This window comes from Pseudomonas sp. Q1, from assembly GCF_009935975.1.
Taxonomy (GTDB): domain Bacteria; phylum Pseudomonadota; class Gammaproteobacteria; order Pseudomonadales; family Pseudomonadaceae; genus Aquipseudomonas; species Aquipseudomonas palleroniana.
Window position 1 is genome coordinate 118,188 of record NZ_QODI01000016.1, and the last position, 17,028, is coordinate 135,215.

The 17,028-nt window shown below is 61.4% G+C and carries 10 protein-coding genes; 8 read left to right on the top strand and 2 right to left on the bottom strand.

The annotated features are described in order from the left end of the window. From DK870_RS23530 to DK870_RS23540, 3 genes are read left to right on the top strand one after another with little or no spacing between them, the layout of a single operon-like run. Positions 1-891, top strand: coding sequence for a MaoC/PaaZ C-terminal domain-containing protein (locus tag DK870_RS23530; protein ID WP_161549819.1), 891 nt, complete (start codon positions 1-3; stop codon positions 889-891). Beyond that, positions 888-2,186 carry an acetyl-CoA C-acetyltransferase gene (locus DK870_RS23535; protein WP_161549820.1) on the top strand — a complete coding sequence of 433 codons (1,299 nt, stop codon included), beginning with the start codon at positions 888-890 and terminating at the stop codon, positions 2,184-2,186. Before DK870_RS23530 ends, DK870_RS23535 begins: the two co-directional genes overlap by 4 nt. 31 nt (positions 2,187-2,217) lie before the next feature. Further along, positions 2,218-3,921: an AMP-binding protein gene (locus DK870_RS23540; protein ID WP_161549821.1), complete on the top strand. Its 1,704-nt coding sequence runs from the start codon at positions 2,218-2,220 to the stop codon at positions 3,919-3,921. A gap of 822 nt (positions 3,922-4,743) precedes the next feature. Here DK870_RS23540 and DK870_RS23545 read toward each other — a convergent pair. Further along, entirely contained in the window at positions 4,744-5,859 is a 1,116-nt protein-coding gene (locus DK870_RS23545; RefSeq protein ID WP_161549822.1) for a Gfo/Idh/MocA family protein, read from the bottom strand. Positions 5,860-6,183: 324 nt separating this feature from the next. On the opposite strand from DK870_RS23545, the gene DK870_RS23550 reads away from it, so the two are divergent. Together DK870_RS23550 and DK870_RS23555 are read left to right on the top strand one after the other, a co-directional pair. Further along, positions 6,184-7,224 (top strand): YCF48-related protein, encoded by a 1,041-nt coding sequence (locus tag DK870_RS23550; RefSeq protein ID WP_060752612.1) that lies wholly within the window; start codon positions 6,184-6,186, stop codon positions 7,222-7,224. Positions 7,225-7,240: 16 nt separating this feature from the next. Continuing rightward, positions 7,241-9,616, top strand: coding sequence for an RND family transporter (locus tag DK870_RS23555; protein WP_161549823.1), 2,376 nt, complete (start codon positions 7,241-7,243; stop codon positions 9,614-9,616). Positions 9,617-10,058: 442 nt separating this feature from the next. Here the strand turns inward: DK870_RS23555 and DK870_RS23560 are convergent, their stop codons facing one another. Then, a complete protein-coding gene (locus DK870_RS23560; RefSeq protein ID WP_256679908.1) occupies positions 10,059-14,993 on the bottom strand; it encodes a dermonecrotic toxin domain-containing protein in 4,935 nt (1,644 codons plus the stop codon). Positions 14,994-15,239: 246 nt separating this feature from the next. Here DK870_RS23560 and DK870_RS23565 point away from each other — a divergent pair, with 246 nt between their 5' ends. The 3 genes from DK870_RS23565 to DK870_RS23575 all read left to right on the top strand — a co-directional run bounded on the left by DK870_RS23565 (position 15,240) and on the right by DK870_RS23575 (position 17,028). Then, entirely contained in the window at positions 15,240-15,530 is a 291-nt protein-coding gene (locus DK870_RS23565; protein WP_090370655.1) for a DUF5629 family protein, read from the top strand. Beyond that, a complete protein-coding gene (locus DK870_RS23570; protein ID WP_161549824.1) occupies positions 15,517-16,692 on the top strand; it encodes a lactonase family protein in 1,176 nt (391 codons plus the stop codon). Before DK870_RS23565 ends, DK870_RS23570 begins: the two co-directional genes overlap by 14 nt. Positions 16,693-16,848: 156 nt before the next feature. Continuing rightward, positions 16,849-17,028 carry a hypothetical protein gene (locus tag DK870_RS23575; protein ID WP_060752616.1) on the top strand — a complete coding sequence of 60 codons (180 nt, stop codon included), beginning with the start codon at positions 16,849-16,851 and terminating at the stop codon, positions 17,026-17,028.

A 17,028-nucleotide genomic window follows, 5' to 3' on the forward strand; every position in this document is an offset into this window, starting at 1 on the left:
ATGGACTACGTGACACAGATCATCGACCCGCCGCCGACCCGCACCCAGCTGTTGCTGGGCGGCCTGCGCGCCTTATGCAAACCCACGCTCGATGGCGCCCCGTTGTTGCCCCAGGAGCGGCTGGTGCGCTCAGCCGTGGAATTGTCCGCCAGCGGCATTGCCGCCTACGGCCGCGCCTGCGGTTTTCGCCGCGAGCAGGGCGTGCCGCTGTCGTATCCCCACGTGCTGGCGTTTCCCTTGCATTTGCTGCTGCTGACTCGGCCGAGTTTTCCCTACCCGGCCAGCGGCATGGTGCATCTGGCCAACAGCATTCGGCAGCATCAGCGGCTGGAGGAGGGCCAGGCCCTGCGCCTGGAGGTGTACTGCGAGCGCTGGGTCGCCCACCCCAAGGGGCAGGCGCTGAGCATCGCCACCCGTGCCTACAGTGCCGGCACGCTGGTGTGGGAGAGCGACAGCCTGTACCTGCGCCGCGACGTGCACAACCCCGTCGGCGAGCCCTGGACTGACGGGTTGCCGTTGCAGGAAGAGGGCCTGTTGCGCACCCAGCGTTGGGTGTTGCCCGCCGACCTGGGCCGACGCTTTGCTCAGGTATCGGGGGACTTCAACCCGATTCACACCTCGGTGATCGGTGCCAGGCTCTTCGGTTTCCGCCGCGCCATCGCCCACGGCATGTGGACCCTGGGCCGAGCCTTGGCCGCGCAGCAACCGCCCGGTGGCGTGGACCAGGCGCAAGCCGATTGCGACTTCAAGTTACCGATCTTCCTGCCCGGCCAGGTCGCTCTGTGGAGCCACCCCGTGAGCGGCCCACGCCGCGAGTTTGAAGTGCGCAATTTCGCCGGCGATAAACCGCATATGCGCGGCTTGTTTATCTGGAATGAGACCTGTCGATGAGTGACTACAGCTTCAATCCGGCCCCGACCCGCCGCGTGGCGATTATCGGCGGCAACCGTATTCCGTTCGCCCGCTCCAACACGGTGTACGCCCACGACAGCAACCAGGACCTGCTGGTGGCTGCGTTACAAGGACTGGTCGACCGCTACAACCTGCATGGCCAGCGTCTGGGCGAGTTTGCCGCCGGCGCGGTGATCAAGCATTCGCGGGATTTCAACCTGGCGCGCGAGTCCTTGCTGTCGACCACGCTGTCGCCGCAAACCCCTGCGTACGACCTGCAGCAAGCCTGCGGCACCGGCCTTGAAGCCGCCTTGCTGGTGGCCAATAAAATTGCCCTGGGCCAGATCGAAGTGGGCATTGCCGGTGGTTCCGACACCACCTCCGACGCGCCCATCGGCATCAATGAGTCCTTGCGGCATACCTTACTCGCGGCCAACCGGGGCAAAAGCCTGGGCGACAAGGCCAAGGCGCTGTTGAAGGTCCGCCCCTCGATGTTCTTCAAGCCATTGCTGCCGCGCAACGGCGAGCCGCGCACCGGTTTGTCCATGGGCGAGCACTGCGAAGAAATGGCCAGACGCTGGCAGATCAAGCGCCTGGCCCAGGATGAATTGGCCCTCACCAGTCATCAGCGGTTGGACGCGGCCTACAAACGCGGCTTTTTCGACGATTTGATCAGCCCCTATCGGGGGCTCACGCGGGACAACAACCTGCGCGCCGACACCCGCCTGGAAAAACTCGCCGGGCTCGCCCCGGCCTATGACCGCCAGAACGGCACCCTCACGGCGGGCAACTCCACGCCATTGACGGACGGCGCCTCGGTGGTGCTGCTGGCCAGTGAAGCCTGGGCCGCCGAACGGGGCCTGCCGGTGTTGGCCTATCTGCGCACCGGCGAAACGGCGGCAGTGAATTTTGTCGACGGCACCGAGGGCCTGCTGATGGCCCCGGCCTATGCCGTGCCGCGCATGCTCCAGCGCGAGGGCCTGAGCTTTGCCGATTTCGACTTCTTCGAGATCCACGAAGCCTTCGCTGCCCAGGTGTTGTGCACCCTCAAAGCCTGGGAAGACGCCGATTACTGCCGCGAGCGCCTGGGCCTGGACGCGCCGTTGGGCAGCGTTGATCGCGCCAAGATGAACGTCAACGGTGGCTCGCTGGGCTGCGGTCACCCATTTGCCGCTACGGGCGGCAGGCAGTTGGCGGCGTTGGCTAAAATGATCGATCAGAACGGCGGCGGGCGCGGTTTGATTTCGATTTGTGCGGCGGGTGGGCTGGGCATTACTGCGATCGTCGAAAAATAGCGCTGTCAAAAACAACAACAAGGAGACTGCCATGAACGCTGTAAGCCTGGAACAAACCGAACGGGTCTGGTTGAACGCTTACCTGCCCGGCGTGCCGGCAGACATCGACGCGGGGATCGAGGACTACCCGTCGCTGCGCGAGGTGTTCGTGGAGCACCTGGAAAAATTTCGCGAGCGGGTCGCCTACGTCAGCATCGGCACCGAGATGACCTACGCCGACTGGCACGCGCAAGGGGTCGCGTTTGCGGCCTGGCTACAGGGGCAGGGCGTGAAAAAGGGCGACCGTGTGGCGTTGATGATGCCCAACTGCCTGCAATATCCGATCTGCCTGCTCGGCACCATCCTGGCCGGTGCGGTGGTGGTCAACGTCAACCCGTTGTACACCTCCCATGAGCTCAAGCACCTGCTCAAGGACAGCGAGGCCGAAACCGTGGTGATCTTCGAGAATTTCGCCTACACCCTGGAAAAGGTCATCGCCGGCAGCTGTGTCAAACGCGTGGTGGTGGCGGCCATCGGCGATTTGCTCGGCACCTTCAAGGGCGCAGCCATGAACTTCATCCTGCGCAGCGTGCAGAAGCAGGTGCCGGCATTCAAACTGCCGGGGGCGTTGCGCTTCAACCAGGTGCTCAAGCAAGGGCGGGCGCAGCATCATTTTCCGGTGGCGATGGCCCTCGACGACCTGGCCTTCCTGCAATACACCGGTGGTACGACGGGCGACGCCAAGGGCGTGATGCTCAGCCACCGCAATATTATCGCCAACCTGCTGCAAGCCAAGGCCTGGGTCGGTGACCAACTGGACCAGGACCAGCAGGAAACCAACGTCACCTTGCTGCCGCTGTACCACATCTTTTCCCTGACGGTGAACTGCTTGATGTTCATGTGCCTGGGCGGGCGCAACATCCTGATCGCCAACCCGCGTGATGTGAAACGCGTGCAGATGATCCTGCGTAAAGAGCGCTTCAACGGGATTGCCGGGGTCAACACGTTGTTCAATGGTTTGCTGGAGAACAAAGAGTTCTGTGCCCGGGATTTCTCTGCGCTGCGCATGGTGATCGCCGGTGGCATGGCCACCCACACCGCTGTGGCCAAGCGCTGGAAGGAAGTCACCGGGTTACCGATCATCGAAGGCTACGGCCTCACCGAGTGCTCGCCGGTGGTCAGCATCAGCCCCATCGACATTGCGCGCATGCACGAGATGGAGTTCACCGGTAGCATCGGCGTGCCATTGCCCTCGACCTGGGTGCGCTTCATGCGAGAGGACGGCGAACTGGCCGACATCGGCGAGCAAGGCGAACTGCAAGTACGTGGCCCGCAGGTGATGCAGGGTTACTGGAAGCGGCCCAAGGAAACCGCCGAAGTGCTGGATGACGAAGGCTGGCTGTCGACCGGGGATATCGGTGTGATGGACGAGCGTGGCTATATCCGGCTGGTCGACCGCAAGAAAGACATGATCCTGGTATCAGGTTTCAACGTGTACCCCAATGAAATCGAAGATGTGGTGGCGATGCATCCGGGAGTGGGTGAAGTGGCGGCCATCGGTGTGGAAGACCCGGTGACGGGGGAGCGGGTGAAGATCATTGTGGTGCGCAAGGACCCGAACCTGACCCAGGAACAGATCCTTGCCCACTGCCGGGAATACCTGACGGGGTACAAGGTGCCAAGGTATGTGGAGTTCCGCAGCATCGAACTGCCCAAGACCACGGTGGGTAAAGTACTGCGCCGGGCCTTGCGTTAGAGAGGATCTGATTTTGTAGTGAGCGGGCTTGCCCCGCGCTGGGCGGCGCAGCCGCCCCACCAAAGCCGCCGCGTTATACCAGTGAAACCGAAATCCCCAGATTCTGGGCCACCTTCCAACCCATACCCCCGAAACCGGGGACATCGTTTACACATTTGAAGCTCGGACGCCCCTGTAGTGAGCGGACTTGCCCCGCGCTGGGCGGCGTAGCCGCCCCACCAAAGCCGCCGCGTTATACCAGTGAAACCCAAATCCCCAGATTCTGGGCCGCCTCCCAACCCATATCCCCGAAACCGGGGACATCGTTTACACATTTGAAACGCGGACGCCCCTGTGTGTAGCAGGCCCATTTTTGGGGCCGCTTCGCGGCCCATCGGGAGCAAGCCCCCTCCCACAGTGAAAGCGTTAGGCCTTAGCTGACTGGTATTAGGGCTTGCCCCGCGCTGGGCGGCGCAGCCGCCCCACCAAAGCCGCCGCGTTATACCAGTGAAACCGAAATCCCCGGATTCTAGGCCGCCTCCCAACCCATATCTCCGAAACCGGGGACATCGTTTACACATTCGAAACGCGGACGCCCCTGTAGTGAGCGGGCTTGCCCTAATGCCTGTCAGTTAAGCGACAGAGTGGACGATGGATAACCTGTGGGAGGGGGCTTGCTCCCGATAGGCCGCGCAGCGGCCTCAAAAATGGGCCTGCTACGCAGTCCATCGGGAGCAAGTCGAATCGTCGCACCGCCCCTCCCACAGTGACAGCATTAAGCCTTAACTGACTGGTATTAGGGCTCGCCCAGCGCGGGGCAAGCCCGCTCACTACAAGTTTCGCTTAAACTTCTTGCACTTTGATCCAGCGTTCTTCCTTCGCCGCCACACGGATCGCCGTCGCCAGCCGTTCCACCGCCCATGCCGCGTCAAAGTCAGTGCCCTCGGCCCCTTGGCCGGCCACGGCCATGATCAATTCCTGCACCTCCAGCGTTTTCAACTCGTTGTAGCCCAACTGGTGACCGGCCGCCGGGCTGAACGCGGCATAGCCGGGCAGGGCGGGGCCGGCCAGCAGGCGTTGGAAGCCGTCCTGGGCGACACGGTACAAGCGCAGTTCGTTCAAGCGCTCCTGGTCGAATGCCAACGTGCCCAGGGTGCCGCTGATCTCGAAACTCAGGTGGTTCTTGTAGCCCTGTTTAAGCCAACTGCTGCTCACCGTGCCGCGCGCGCCGTTGGCGAACCGCAGCAATGCATGCACCTGGTCATCCACCGCGATGGCTTTCAACTCGCTGCTGCCCGATGTAACAGGGCGTTGGGCGTGCACGGTGTGGGTGTCGGCACACACGCTTTCCACGTCGCCCACCAGGTAGTGCGCCATTGCCAGCAGGTGGCTGCCCAGATCTGCAAGGGCACCACCGGCATGCGCGACTTCGCAGCGCCATGACCAGGGGGACGTGGGGTCAGCCATGAAGTCTTCACTGAATTCACCCTGAAAACTGATGATTTCGCCAAGGTCGCCCTGGGCGATCATCTGCCGCGCCAGGCTGATCATCGGGTTGTGCTGGTAGTTGTAGCCGACCCGCGTCACGACCCCGGCGGCGCGGGCTGCACGGCGCATGGCGTCGGCCTGTTCCAGGCTGACCGCCAAGGGTTTTTCGCAATACACGGCTTTACCCGCGGCGATTGCCGCCATGGCCATGGGGTAGTGCAGATGGTTGGGAGTGGTGATGGCCACCAGTTCGACGTTGGGGTCGTTGATCAACGCTTGCCAGTCGCCGTGGGCCTGGGCAAACCCCCAGGCGGTGGCGCAGCGCTGGGCGCGTTCGACGTCGGCGTCGGCCAGGGCGGCCAGCTTGAGGGTGACCGGCAGTTCGAATACCGCACGGGCATTATTGAACGCCAATGCATGGGCGCGGCCCATGAAACCTGTGCCGATCAAGCCGATTCCGAGTTCACGCATAGCCGTGGTCCTTTGAATTGTTGTTTTCAGGAGCGGCATTAATGGAATAAAAATTTCTAAAATTCAACATTTGGAATAAAAATTCATCGTCAGACTGTTCCGGCGCAAGATGTAGGAACAATCAACGCTACTGATGTGGCTATATTCAGCACATGGCCAAATGCTGCCAGTTAACAAAAGATAACGTAGCGCCGATTGTCAGACGATTCGAAAGCCCGATAGGATGGCCCCTGCTTCCTTCAGGCGCTCTAGATTGCAGGTTTCAGCGCCTGGTAAAGCCCCTAACAATAATAAAATGGGAGAAGGTCTATGAGTGAGCCTGTCATGGGTTGGGTTGTCTGCCGCCCACGTGCCGCACGCAAGGTTGCGTTGCTGGCCACAGCGCTCTCGTTGCTGGCCGGTGCTGCGTTGTCGGTACCGGTGCTGGCAGCCAGTGATACCGCCGCACCGTCGGTGTTCGCGATTGAATCCCCCAAGGCCGCCAAGGGCCTGATGATTGATGTAGTCCATGCCGGTGCGCGCCTGGTGGCGGTCGGTGACCGTGGGCACATTCTCTACTCCGATGACCAGGGCAGCACCTGGACTCAAGCCAAGGTCCCTACCCGGCAGTTGCTCACGGCAGTGTTTTTCGTCGATGACAAACACGGCTGGGCGGTGGGCCATGATGCGCAGATTCTCGCCAGCACCGACGGCGGTGCCACCTGGGCCCAGCAGTACCAGGACCTCAAGCGCGAAGCGCCGCTGCTCGATGTCTGGTTCAAGGATGCCAACCACGGCATGGCCGTCGGCGCCTACGGTGCGTTGATCGAAACCACCGATGGCGGCAGGACGTGGGCGGACGTCAGCGACCGCCTCGACAACGAAGACCAATATCACCTCAACGCCATCGCCCAGATCAAGGACGCCGGGCTGTTCATTGTGGGCGAGCAGGGCAGCATGTTCCGCTCCAGCGATGAGGGCCAGACCTGGGAAAAACTTGAAGGCCCCTATGCAGGCTCGTTGTTCGGCGTGATCGGCACGGCCCAGCCGCAGACCCTGCTGGCCTATGGCCTGCGCGGCAACCTGTACCGTTCCACGGATTTCGGCAGCAACTGGGAGCCGGTGGCGTTGAATGCCACGCGTGGTGCGTTGGAGTTCGGCCTGTCGGGCGCCACGTTGCTCGATGATGGCACCCTCGTCGTGGTCGGCAACGGCGGCAGCGTGGTGGTCAGCCATGACGATGGCGTGACGTTCAGTGTGTTCAACCGCCCGGATCGCATTTCGCTGTCGTCCGTTACGGCGGCAGGCAATGGCAACTTGATTCTAGCCGGGCAGGGTGGCGTGCGTGTCGCCACGCCGACTGGCGCAGAACTCGTAAAACAATAATAAGGGCGGGGAAAGCATGAGCAGTCATCACAACGATAAAGCGACCCTCCTTGAGCGCCTGATCTTCAACAACCGTCCGGCGGTGATTGTCATCTGCCTGCTGGTGAGCATTTTCCTGTTCTGGCAGGCGACCCTGATTCGCCCCTCCACCAGTTTTGAAAAGATGATCCCCCTGAAGCACCCCTTCATCGAAAAGATGATGGAACACCGCAACGACCTGGCCAACCTGGGCAACACGGTGCGCATCTCGGTGGAGGCCAAGGACGGTGACATCTTCACTCAGGCCTATATGGAGACCCTGCGTCAGATCAACGACGAGGTGTTCTATATCCCCGGCGTCGACCGCTCCGGTCTCAAGTCGCTGTGGAGCCCCAGTGTGCGCTGGACCGAAGTGACCGAAGAAGGCTTCGCCGGCGGCGAAGTGATCCCACAGAGCTATAACGGCTCGGCGGAAAGCCTCGACCAACTGCGCAACAACGTGCTCAAGTCCGGCCAGGTCGGACGCCTGGTGTCCAACGATTTCAAGTCGAGCATCGTCGACATCCCGCTGCTGGAGTCCTACCCCGACCCGCAGGACCAGGGCAAGCTATTGGCCCTGGACTACCGCAAGTTCTCCCATGAACTTGAAGACAAGATCCGCGACAAGTTCGAAGCGCAGAACCCCAACGTCAAGATCCACATCGTCGGCTTCGCCAAGAAGGTCGGCGACCTGATCGACGGCCTGGTGATGGTGGTGATGTTCTTCGGCATTGCGTTCGTCATCACCCTGATTCTGCTGTTGTGGTTCACTCATTGCCTGCGCAGCACCGTCGCGGTGTTGAGCACCACGCTGGTGGCGGTGATCTGGCAGCTCGGGCTGATGCACTTTTTCGGTTTCGGTCTCGACCCGTACTCAATGCTGGTGCCGTTCCTGATTTTTGCCATTGGCATTTCCCACGGCGTACAGAAGATCAACGGCATCGCGCTGCAATCCAGTGAGGCCGATAACGCGTTGACCGCCGCACGTCGCACGTTCCGCCAACTGTTCCTGCCTGGGATGATCGCGATCCTGGCCGACGCGGTGGGCTTCATCACCCTGCTGATCATCGATATCGGCGTTATCCGCGAGCTGGCGATCGGCGCGTCGATCGGTGTCGCGGTGATCGTATTTACCAACCTGATCCTGTTGCCGGTGGCGATCTCCTACGTCGGTATCAGCCAGCGTGCGATCGCCAAGAGCAAGAAAGATGCGCACCGCGAACACCCGTTCTGGCGCCTGCTGTCCCGGTTCGCCAGCGCCAAAGTCGCGCCGGTGTCGATTCTGCTCGCATTGATCGCCTTCGGCGGCGGCCTGTGGTACAGCCAGAACCTCAAGATCGGCGATCTCGACCAAGGCGCGCCGGAACTGCGCCCGGATTCGCGCTACAACAAGGACAACAACTTCATCATCAGCAACTACTCCACCAGTTCCGATGTATTGGTGGTGATGGTCAAGACCAAGGCCGAAGGCTGCTCGCGTTATGAAGCCATGGCACCCATCGATCAGCTGATGTGGAAGATGCAGAACACCGAGGGTGTTCAGTCGGCCATCTCGCTGGTGACGGTATCCAAGCAGATGATCAAGGGCATGAACGAAGGCAACCTGAAATGGGAAACCCTGTCGCGCAACCCCGACGTGTTGAACAACTCCATCGCCCGTGCCGATGGCCTGTACAACAACAATTGCTCCCTGGCGCCGGTGCTGGTGTTCCTCAACGATCACAAGGCCGAAACCCTCGACCGTGCGGTACATGCGGTGCAGGACTTCGCCAAGGAAAACAACAAGGACGGTCTGGAGTTTATCCTCGCCGCCGGTAACGCCGGGATCGAAGCGGCCACCAACGAGGTGATCAAGCAGTCGGAGCTGACCATTCTGGTCCTGGTGTACCTGTGCGTGGCCACCATGTGCATGATCACGTTCCGTTCCTGGGCGGCAACGTTGTGCATCGTGCTGCCGCTGGTGCTGACTTCGGTGCTGGGCAACGCACTGATGGCGTTCATGGGGATCGGCGTCAAGGTCGCGACCTTGCCGGTGGTGGCGTTGGGCGTGGGGATCGGTGTCGACTATGGCATCTATATCTACAGCCGCCTGGAGAGTTTCCTGCGGGCTGGCCTGCCGTTGCAGGAAGCGTACTACCAGACCCTCAAGTCGACCGGCAAAGCCGTACTGTTCACCGGCCTGTGCCTGGCAATCGGCGTGTGCACCTGGATTTTCTCGGCCATCAAGTTCCAGGCCGACATGGGCCTGATGCTGACCTTCATGCTGCTGTGGAACATGTTCGGTGCACTGTGGCTGCTGCCGGCGCTGGCACGCTTCCTGATCAAGCCCGAGAAGCTGGCGGGGCAGAAGGGCAATTCGTTGTTTGCCCACTGAGGTTTGGGCGGGTGGGGGCTCGCCCTGGTGCCCATCAACCAGGAGGCGAATTACTCCTGTGGCGAGGGAGCTTGCTCCCGTGGCGGCCTGTCAACCGACCGCGATGTGGGTTGTGTACATATCCATTGCTGCGGTAACGGCGGCTTATGGTTCCGCTCTTACAGCGGCTCACTTTTGGAGAGGCCCAAAAGTAAGCAAAAGGCCTTCGCCCCACCACTCGGCACCTCGCTCAGGCTCGGTGTGCCCGAACACAGGCTTGAATCCGTGGGCCGCCGCCACGCGCCATCCATGACGCGGGGCGGCTAACCCGGCGTCCTGCCGGGTTACCCACGGATTCAAGCCTGCGTTCGGCCAGCGTGGTTTAACGGGGCGCCTAAGATCAGGATCAAAAGCAGATCAAAAACATAGGCGGTGAGTCAGGGTTGTCATGGGTGCTGGCAACTCAGAGCTTGAGGAACAGCTTCTGGTCCAGCGGTGGTTCGATTTTGGCCCGTACGATGCTGTTGAAGGGTTGGTTGTTGCGCCCGGCATTCTCCACCAGATCCTTCTGGGTCATGTAGCGCTGCTCGGGCAGTTTCAGGTGCGCGGCGCTGTAGGTGTTTCGTGCGGTGGTCGTGTTGGGGTAGTGGAAGTGCGCATACCAGAGCACGTTGGTACTGTTTTTCTCACGAACAGCGTACTCCGTGAGAAAGTCCGCGCCCTTGAGCTTTTTGCCGCGGGTGACCAGGCTGATGTCGACGCGCCCATGGGTCCATAGATAATCGATGTTCTCCGCTCGGGGGAGCTGGCGCAGGTAGCCGTCACAACGGTGCATGATCGCGCGCTCGCGCATGGCCTTGACGGCATTTTTCCACGTTTCGACCAACGCTTTGGTTTCACTGGCTGCCCCGTGGTTGGCGTGGGCATCCTGTGCGACTTGCTCAAGCTGGTCGGCCTGGGCTTCGAGCATGTCGCTCCAATCGCGAGGGTTGACGGTTTCGCGGCGAGCCGGATCATCCAGTTTCTTCTTCTGGAACTGGATTGAGCGCTCGATACCGGCCTGTTCTCCCATCAGTTTGCGGGCCGTGCCGATGGAGGCCGACAGCGGCTTGGGTGATGGCACGGAGGGGGAGCTGACCGGCTCTGCGTTGACGATCCGGACCCAGTCGCCTTCGGTCGAGTGCCAGCTGTAACTGCTCAGGGGTTGGCCGGTGCGGGAGTCAAGCACGTCGATGATCGGGATATCCTGGCCGGGTTGTGTATCCCGTAACGTGCCCACCAGGGTTTGTTTGTCGCGGGTCTTGAAGACCTTCTTGTTCAGCGATTTGCGCGCCCTGTCGTCACGGCGCGGGGCGACCGGTGGCAAATGCTGTTCCTCGCGCATCAGGTCCGCCAGCTCGACCTGGGCCTGGGTGATGACTTCCTGCAGGCACTCAAGATAACGCTTGCCATAGAACACACGGACGCTGTCGGGGCCGGTCTCTTGCAAGGCGTGCGCATTGTTGAATTCGGCCTGATATTTTTCGATCAGGTTGCTCAACACCGCGATACGTTCCTCGCCGGTGTAACCCTCATGTTGTTGCAGCTCGATGTGGGAGTTCGCGGCGGCGTTCAGGTCGGCCTGGTTGAAGCGGTCGCGGAAAAAGGCTTCTTCGGGGGAGCGGGGGTCGATGGTTCGGTCCAGGCTCAACTCCCGCAGCGCGCTGAGGCGCTCCATGGTGGCGGTGAACACCTGATTGGCCGGTGGCTGCGGGAACTCCTTGATGAACGCCTCCGCGAGTTTCTTATTACCGGGGCAGTCGTTCTTCCATTCGTTCAGCACCTGGTTATAGGCTTGGGCGGCCTCAATCTGGCGCCCGAGGCGCTCGACGTGGTCAGCCATGTTCTCGATCAGATCGGCGTAGGCGCCGGGCTCATTGCGTTGGGTTCGTTCAATCAGCTTTGCGAGCGGCTCACCGGACTTCGCATGGGTGAACTGGTCGTTGACGTACACGTGATCAATCGTGCGTGAAAGCAGGGTGGCGGCGATGGCTTTGTACTGGTCCCCGCGTTTTTCCCGGAAAAGATTGAAATTCATCGCAGGGTTATCGCTGCTCAACGCCTGGATCGCAATGCGCCTGTGGGCAAGCATTGCATTGGCGTTTTTCTGATCGTCTTCGAAGCGCATGCGCATCAAGGTCGACAGGTCTTTATTCTTCCTCAACTCTTGTTGGTACTGTTGCGCAAAGCCGGCACCACGCTCGCCACTGTTTACCAGGCCCCATAGCGTCCTCAGGGTTTTGTTCGACTTGCGCAGGGCTTCATCGGTTTCGTTCAAGCGCATATCACTGGTTTCGATAGCGCCCACCAGCGGTTGCATCGAGGCCACTTGTTCGGCGTATCGCCTGAGCATCGCATCGCTGAGTTCGATATTGCGGTCCAGAGTGGCCTTCATCCGTTCGCTGGCCCTGGGCATGCCGCCACGCAGTTTAGGGCGGGTGTCGAACTGCCATTGCCCCTTGGCGTCACGGGTCAGCGGCGGACCCGTGAGGGTTCTGTTTTGCTCGTTGATCACGAAGGGACCATCCAGGTCCCTGGCGACACGATACCAATGGTTCTCGATGCAGGCGTGAAGCTTGCCATCGACGAGGTATAGGCCCGCCCGCGCGCCACTTTGAATGGGGGTGGTTGTACCGGTCGGTTTCGGTACGCTGAACGATTGAATGTGGGCGCGTTGCGAGGGGCTCAAATCACGCGGGCTGGAAAACGAGAAGTCAAAGGGTTGGTCGTGCGTGAGCAGGCCTTTGGCAACCGGTGCGGCGTCTGGCTCGACCACTACCCGCGGTACCTGGGATGTATCCCCTGCGGGTCGGCGCAACGGGGAAGAAACTTCCGGCCGCTGGTTAAAAGGCACATTGCCCACCGCGCGTTCCGGTGGGCGCACAGGCGTGGCATGGCTTAACAACGTGGCCACATTGACCAGCAGGTCCACCATCGCTCCCGCAGGGTCGGAGTTATTCGGGTCGCTGGCCTGCCTGATGTCGTCTTCGACACTGGCCAGTTGCAGCAGCCAGCCGGCCATGGCGCCGGGGCCGCGCAATACCGGCAACAGGGTATTGAACAGTAACCAGCCCAACTCCTTGTAGGAGGCCCAACGGCTCTGGGCATCCGAGGTGGACTGGCCTTGGGCGAGGGTGACCAGGCTTTGGGTGTTGGTAGTGAACAGGTGCTGCATCAACTTGCCGTCCCGTAAGTCCTTGCGCAGTTTCTCGCAGGCGCCATATCCGTCGATGGCCAGGCTCGTCGGGGCGGGTGTGGCGGGCGCATCGAACTCGTTAAAGACCCCGTAGCGGGCGATATGCGGCGTCTTGAAGCCGCCGTTGCCGTAGATCGCCCGCACCTTGTCGCTTGGCAGCCAGGCCAAAACGCTCTGTTGCAGAGGCCCCGGGGCCTGGATCGCAGCGAGCAGGGCATCGCGGCTGGCAAATTCCTGCAAAACCGGTGACAACTGCGGACGGTAGAGCAGGTGAGGGCCGTATGCAGGGTTTTGCGGTTCTATCAGGAACATATTGGCGACGACGTCCGGTGTGGCGCCGGGTTTGCGCACAAATGCCAGGGGGCGCAGGGTAATCGCTTGACCGTCGACCTCCCGTGGGCCGGTGCCGGGCCGGGTCACGGCTTCCACCAACCGATAGCCCGTATCGGTGATGCCGGCTTCGCCCTTTAACTTGAGCTCAAGCGCTTGCAGGTTCAGTTGTAGCGGCACTTGTTCAATGAAAAGCTTTGCGCGTGCCCTGGCTTCGTCGGTATCGCTGAGCAGGTGCTGATTGAGCAATGCGGGGTAGTGTTTGCCGATATCGATCGTGGTGATCAGGTCCTTGAGCATCTGTGGCAATTCGGGGTCTTTGATCAGTTGCCCGCGCAGGCGAACATCCATGGCACCGGCGGGCAGCCCCGCAAGATTCTCCAGGGCCATGTCCACCAGGCTCATTTTCACCGGCTCGATGTAACCACTGCCCAGGTCGCCGACCGGCACCTTGAAGGTCACTTCCAGATCTTTGGCGGCGTAGCCCTTGGAGGCCAGGTGGGCGTTGAGCTGTTGTTCGGCGTAAGTACGGATATCGGGAATATCCGTGAGGAACGTGCGGCCCTGGTTGCGCTGCACGCTGCTGGCCAGTTCCAGTGCCTGACGCTGGTAAGCGAAGCGCTCGGCGTCGGTGGCCTGGGTCAGCCATCCAGGCAGGTCACGGGGGCGGGTTGATGCCGTGTTGTTGAACCACATGGCCGTATCGCTGGCTTGGGAAAACAGCTGTTCCAGATCGCCGGCACGGCTGTTGGCCGGCAACTGTATCGCGTCCAGGTTTTGCAGTTGGCGGTCGAGCATCACGGCCGCCTGGGTATCAAAAATGTTGCCGTCCGGCTCCCGGCGCTTCCAGGTGAGGCGGTCGAACTTGAAGGACTGGTTAAGCTGGTGCTCCCATGCCTGTGTGAACGCCTCCAGGGAGGCGTAAGGCGTGACCTTGCCCGCAGCGGTGGCGTGCAGCACCAACGTTTCGCCGCCGATATTGCGGGTGATCAGCAGGCTCGGGTCCGAATGAGTGGCTGTGATCCCCGCTTGCTCAAGGGTTGTATCCACGATGAACGCGCGCGCGGCGGATTCGCCATAACGGCTGTTGCGTTCGCTGAGGTCGGGGTAGCGGGTGATCTGGTCCAGGGTTTCACGCTGGGTCGCGCTGAGGCCGGGTTGCTGGAGGCCGGCGATGCGCAGCGTATCCTTGAGTGTGTCGCTGAGCCAGCGCCAGCGGCTGGTACCGGCAAACGCGTCCTGCCCCCAGTAATGGCTTAACGCATCGGCGTAAGCGGCCTTCAGGTTGGGACGCAGGCTGCGGATGGCCAGTTCCATGGAGTAGGTGTCCAGGGGCGTGGCTCGGTTGCCGCTGGCGTCGACGACTTTGAGGGTGGTCGCCGTGTCGCGGCTTACCCATTTGGCGCCTTCGGGCAACGCCAGTTCGCCGCCGCTGGCCATGTGCTCGAGCGCCAGGTCCAGCAGCGGGGTCAAGGTGTATTGCAGGGGATCCGTCGAGATCGGTACGGCCAGAGCGGTGTTGGCGCTGTTGAAGCTCAACGTGGGGTAGCGCTGGTTCAAGAGCGAGTCCAACTGCGCGGCCACCACGGAGCGCAACGTCGGGCGTGTGGCGAATTGGTTGGCGACGACACTTGCCGGTGTATCGGCAGCCGGAACGCCCTGGGCGTTCTCTTTCAAGCGGCCTTGCAGGCCCAGCGGCGGCTGGATTGAACGTATCGGCCTTGGAGGTGTTGAAAGCGGCGCCACGGCCGTTGCCGGTTCATCGGCAGGGGGCAGGGGGGCCATCGGCAGTGACACGGAGAAAAGATGAGGACGGGCGTTGATCGACGGCATGCAAGCGCTTCCTTGGCGGAGTGAAAAGAAATCAGCGCCGCGAAAGTACTGGGTTGTCGGCCAGCTAACGGTGCAAATGCGTTATGAACTGTTTCCAGTGCTGCGCGAGAGCTTGGCCAACGCCCCGGTTGGCGCGGGCCGGACACGTTTGTGTCGACGTATTTGCAGCCGGCCTGCCCGCAAAATCGGCACTGCCCCCGACACCCTGGGCTATCATTGGCGCTTTCCCGTAAATGATTGACTGCCATGACTGCCCAAACCCTGACCGCCGCCCTTGAAAATGCCGACATGCTCGAAATTGATGGCTTGCACGCCTTTGATTTCGTGTTGGACGACAGCAAACTGCTGATTACCGCGATGGACGGCCGTGCCGAAAAACGCTGGAGCTTCAGCCTGGAACAGGTACGGGCCGCGACCTTTGATGACACCTTGCAAAGCTGGACGCTCACGGGCGAGTCGGGCGAGCACCGCCTGGTCTGCCTGAGTGCGTTTACCGGCAACAATAACGATGAGGATGAAGCGGATGATCATGCGTAAATTCTGGCCCCTGCTGATGGCCGGCAGTGTGGGTGCAATGTCGGTGCAGGCCGCACCGGCCGACACCTATGAACTGCTGGTGGGCAGCTACACCGCCGGCACCAGTGAAGGGATTTACCGGCTGCAGTTCGACAGCCGTACCGGCCGGTTCAACGGCAAACCTGCGCTGGCGGCCAAGACGGCCAACCCGTCCTGGCTGACCCTTTCCAAGGACCAGAAGCATCTGTTCGTGGTCAATGAGAACGGCCCGGGCCAGAAAGACCCGGTCGGTCGGGTGAGCAGCTACAGCATCGACCCGCAGAACCATCAGCTCACCTTGATCAACCAGGTGCAGAGCCTGGGCAATGAGCCGACTCACTCAAGCGTGGCGGCCGATGGACGTTACCTGTTCATCGCCAACTATTCGGTACTGGAAGATCCGGGCGGAAGCCTGGCTGTCCTGCCGGTGGACGCTGCCGGCAAGCTGTCGGCTCCGGTGCAATTGAGCGCGCACCCGGCCAGCCGCGTGAACCCTGAGCGCCAGGCGTCCAACCATGTGCACTCGGTGGTGTCGTCGCCGGACGGCAAGTATGTGTTTGTCCAGGATCTGGGCGCGGACAAGTTGTTTGCCTACCGTTACGACCCCAAGGCCAACCACGAACTGCCCCTGACCCCGGCCAACCCCGCATCGGTGCAACTGCCACCGGGCAGCGGCCCGCGTCACTTGCTGTTCAGCCCCGATGGCAAGCGCGCCTGGCTGACCACGGAGATGAGCGCGCAAGTGGCCGTTTTCGACTACAACGATGGCAAGCTCAGCCAGACCCAACTGGTGGACTTTGCCGCCGGGCAGCCGGTGTCCGACAAGGCCGGTGCTGCGCTGCACGCGTCCAGCGATGGCAAGTTCCTGTACGTGAGCAACCGTGGCACCGCCAACCAGATGCTGGTGTTCAGCGTTGACCCGGCTACCGCGCACCTCAAGGAGATCCAGCGCCGTTCCGTGGAGGGCGACCACCCGCGCGAGTTCAGCCTGGACCCGAGCGGCAAGTTCCTGCTGATCGCCAATCAGAAAAGTAACGAGATCGTGGTGGTCGAGCGCGACCCCAAGACGGGGTTATTGGGCAAAACCGTGCAAAAACTGCCGATCGATGCGCCCAGCGACCTCAAGTTCCTGGTGCGTCAATAAGCCACAGGCCCCGTATAGCGGGGCCTGAAGCTTTCTATTAATTCTATTAATAGCGGCTACTGTTTCAAAGCATTTCTAAGGTTTAACCCTCGGGCGTAAGTTTGGTTCCAAGGCCTTCCAAGGCCACTTAATCAAACGAACACGAGGGTTACCGCCATGAACTTCAATCTCTTCTCGGTCATCGCCGCTTCCGCTGTTTCCGCCACCGTGGCCCTGCCCGCTGCTGCCAGCGTGGAAGTGACCGGCAAAAAATCCAGCACCAGCGCCTACACCCAGAAATACCTGCAACAAAGCGCTAACTTCTACGCCGCACTGGACCACAAGACCCAACAGTAG

Coding starts and splice junctions, on each gene's coding strand:
- DK870_RS23575 (WP_060752616.1), top strand. CDS start 16,849: ATGAACTTCAATCTCTTCTCGGTCATCGCCGCTTCCGCTGTTTCCGCC.
- DK870_RS23560 (WP_256679908.1), bottom strand. CDS start 14,993: ATGCCGTCGATCAACGCCCGTCCTCATCTTTTCTCCGTGTCACTGCCG.
- DK870_RS23565 (WP_090370655.1), top strand. CDS start 15,240: ATGACTGCCCAAACCCTGACCGCCGCCCTTGAAAATGCCGACATGCTC.
- DK870_RS23570 (WP_161549824.1), top strand. CDS start 15,517: ATGATCATGCGTAAATTCTGGCCCCTGCTGATGGCCGGCAGTGTGGGT.
- DK870_RS23555 (WP_161549823.1), top strand. CDS start 7,241: ATGAGCAGTCATCACAACGATAAAGCGACCCTCCTTGAGCGCCTGATC.
- DK870_RS23535 (WP_161549820.1), top strand. CDS start 888: ATGAGTGACTACAGCTTCAATCCGGCCCCGACCCGCCGCGTGGCGATT.
- DK870_RS23550 (WP_060752612.1), top strand. CDS start 6,184: ATGGGTTGGGTTGTCTGCCGCCCACGTGCCGCACGCAAGGTTGCGTTG.
- DK870_RS23540 (WP_161549821.1), top strand. CDS start 2,218: ATGAACGCTGTAAGCCTGGAACAAACCGAACGGGTCTGGTTGAACGCT.
- DK870_RS23530 (WP_161549819.1), top strand. CDS start 1: ATGGACTACGTGACACAGATCATCGACCCGCCGCCGACCCGCACCCAG.
- DK870_RS23545 (WP_161549822.1), bottom strand. CDS start 5,859: ATGCGTGAACTCGGAATCGGCTTGATCGGCACAGGTTTCATGGGCCGC.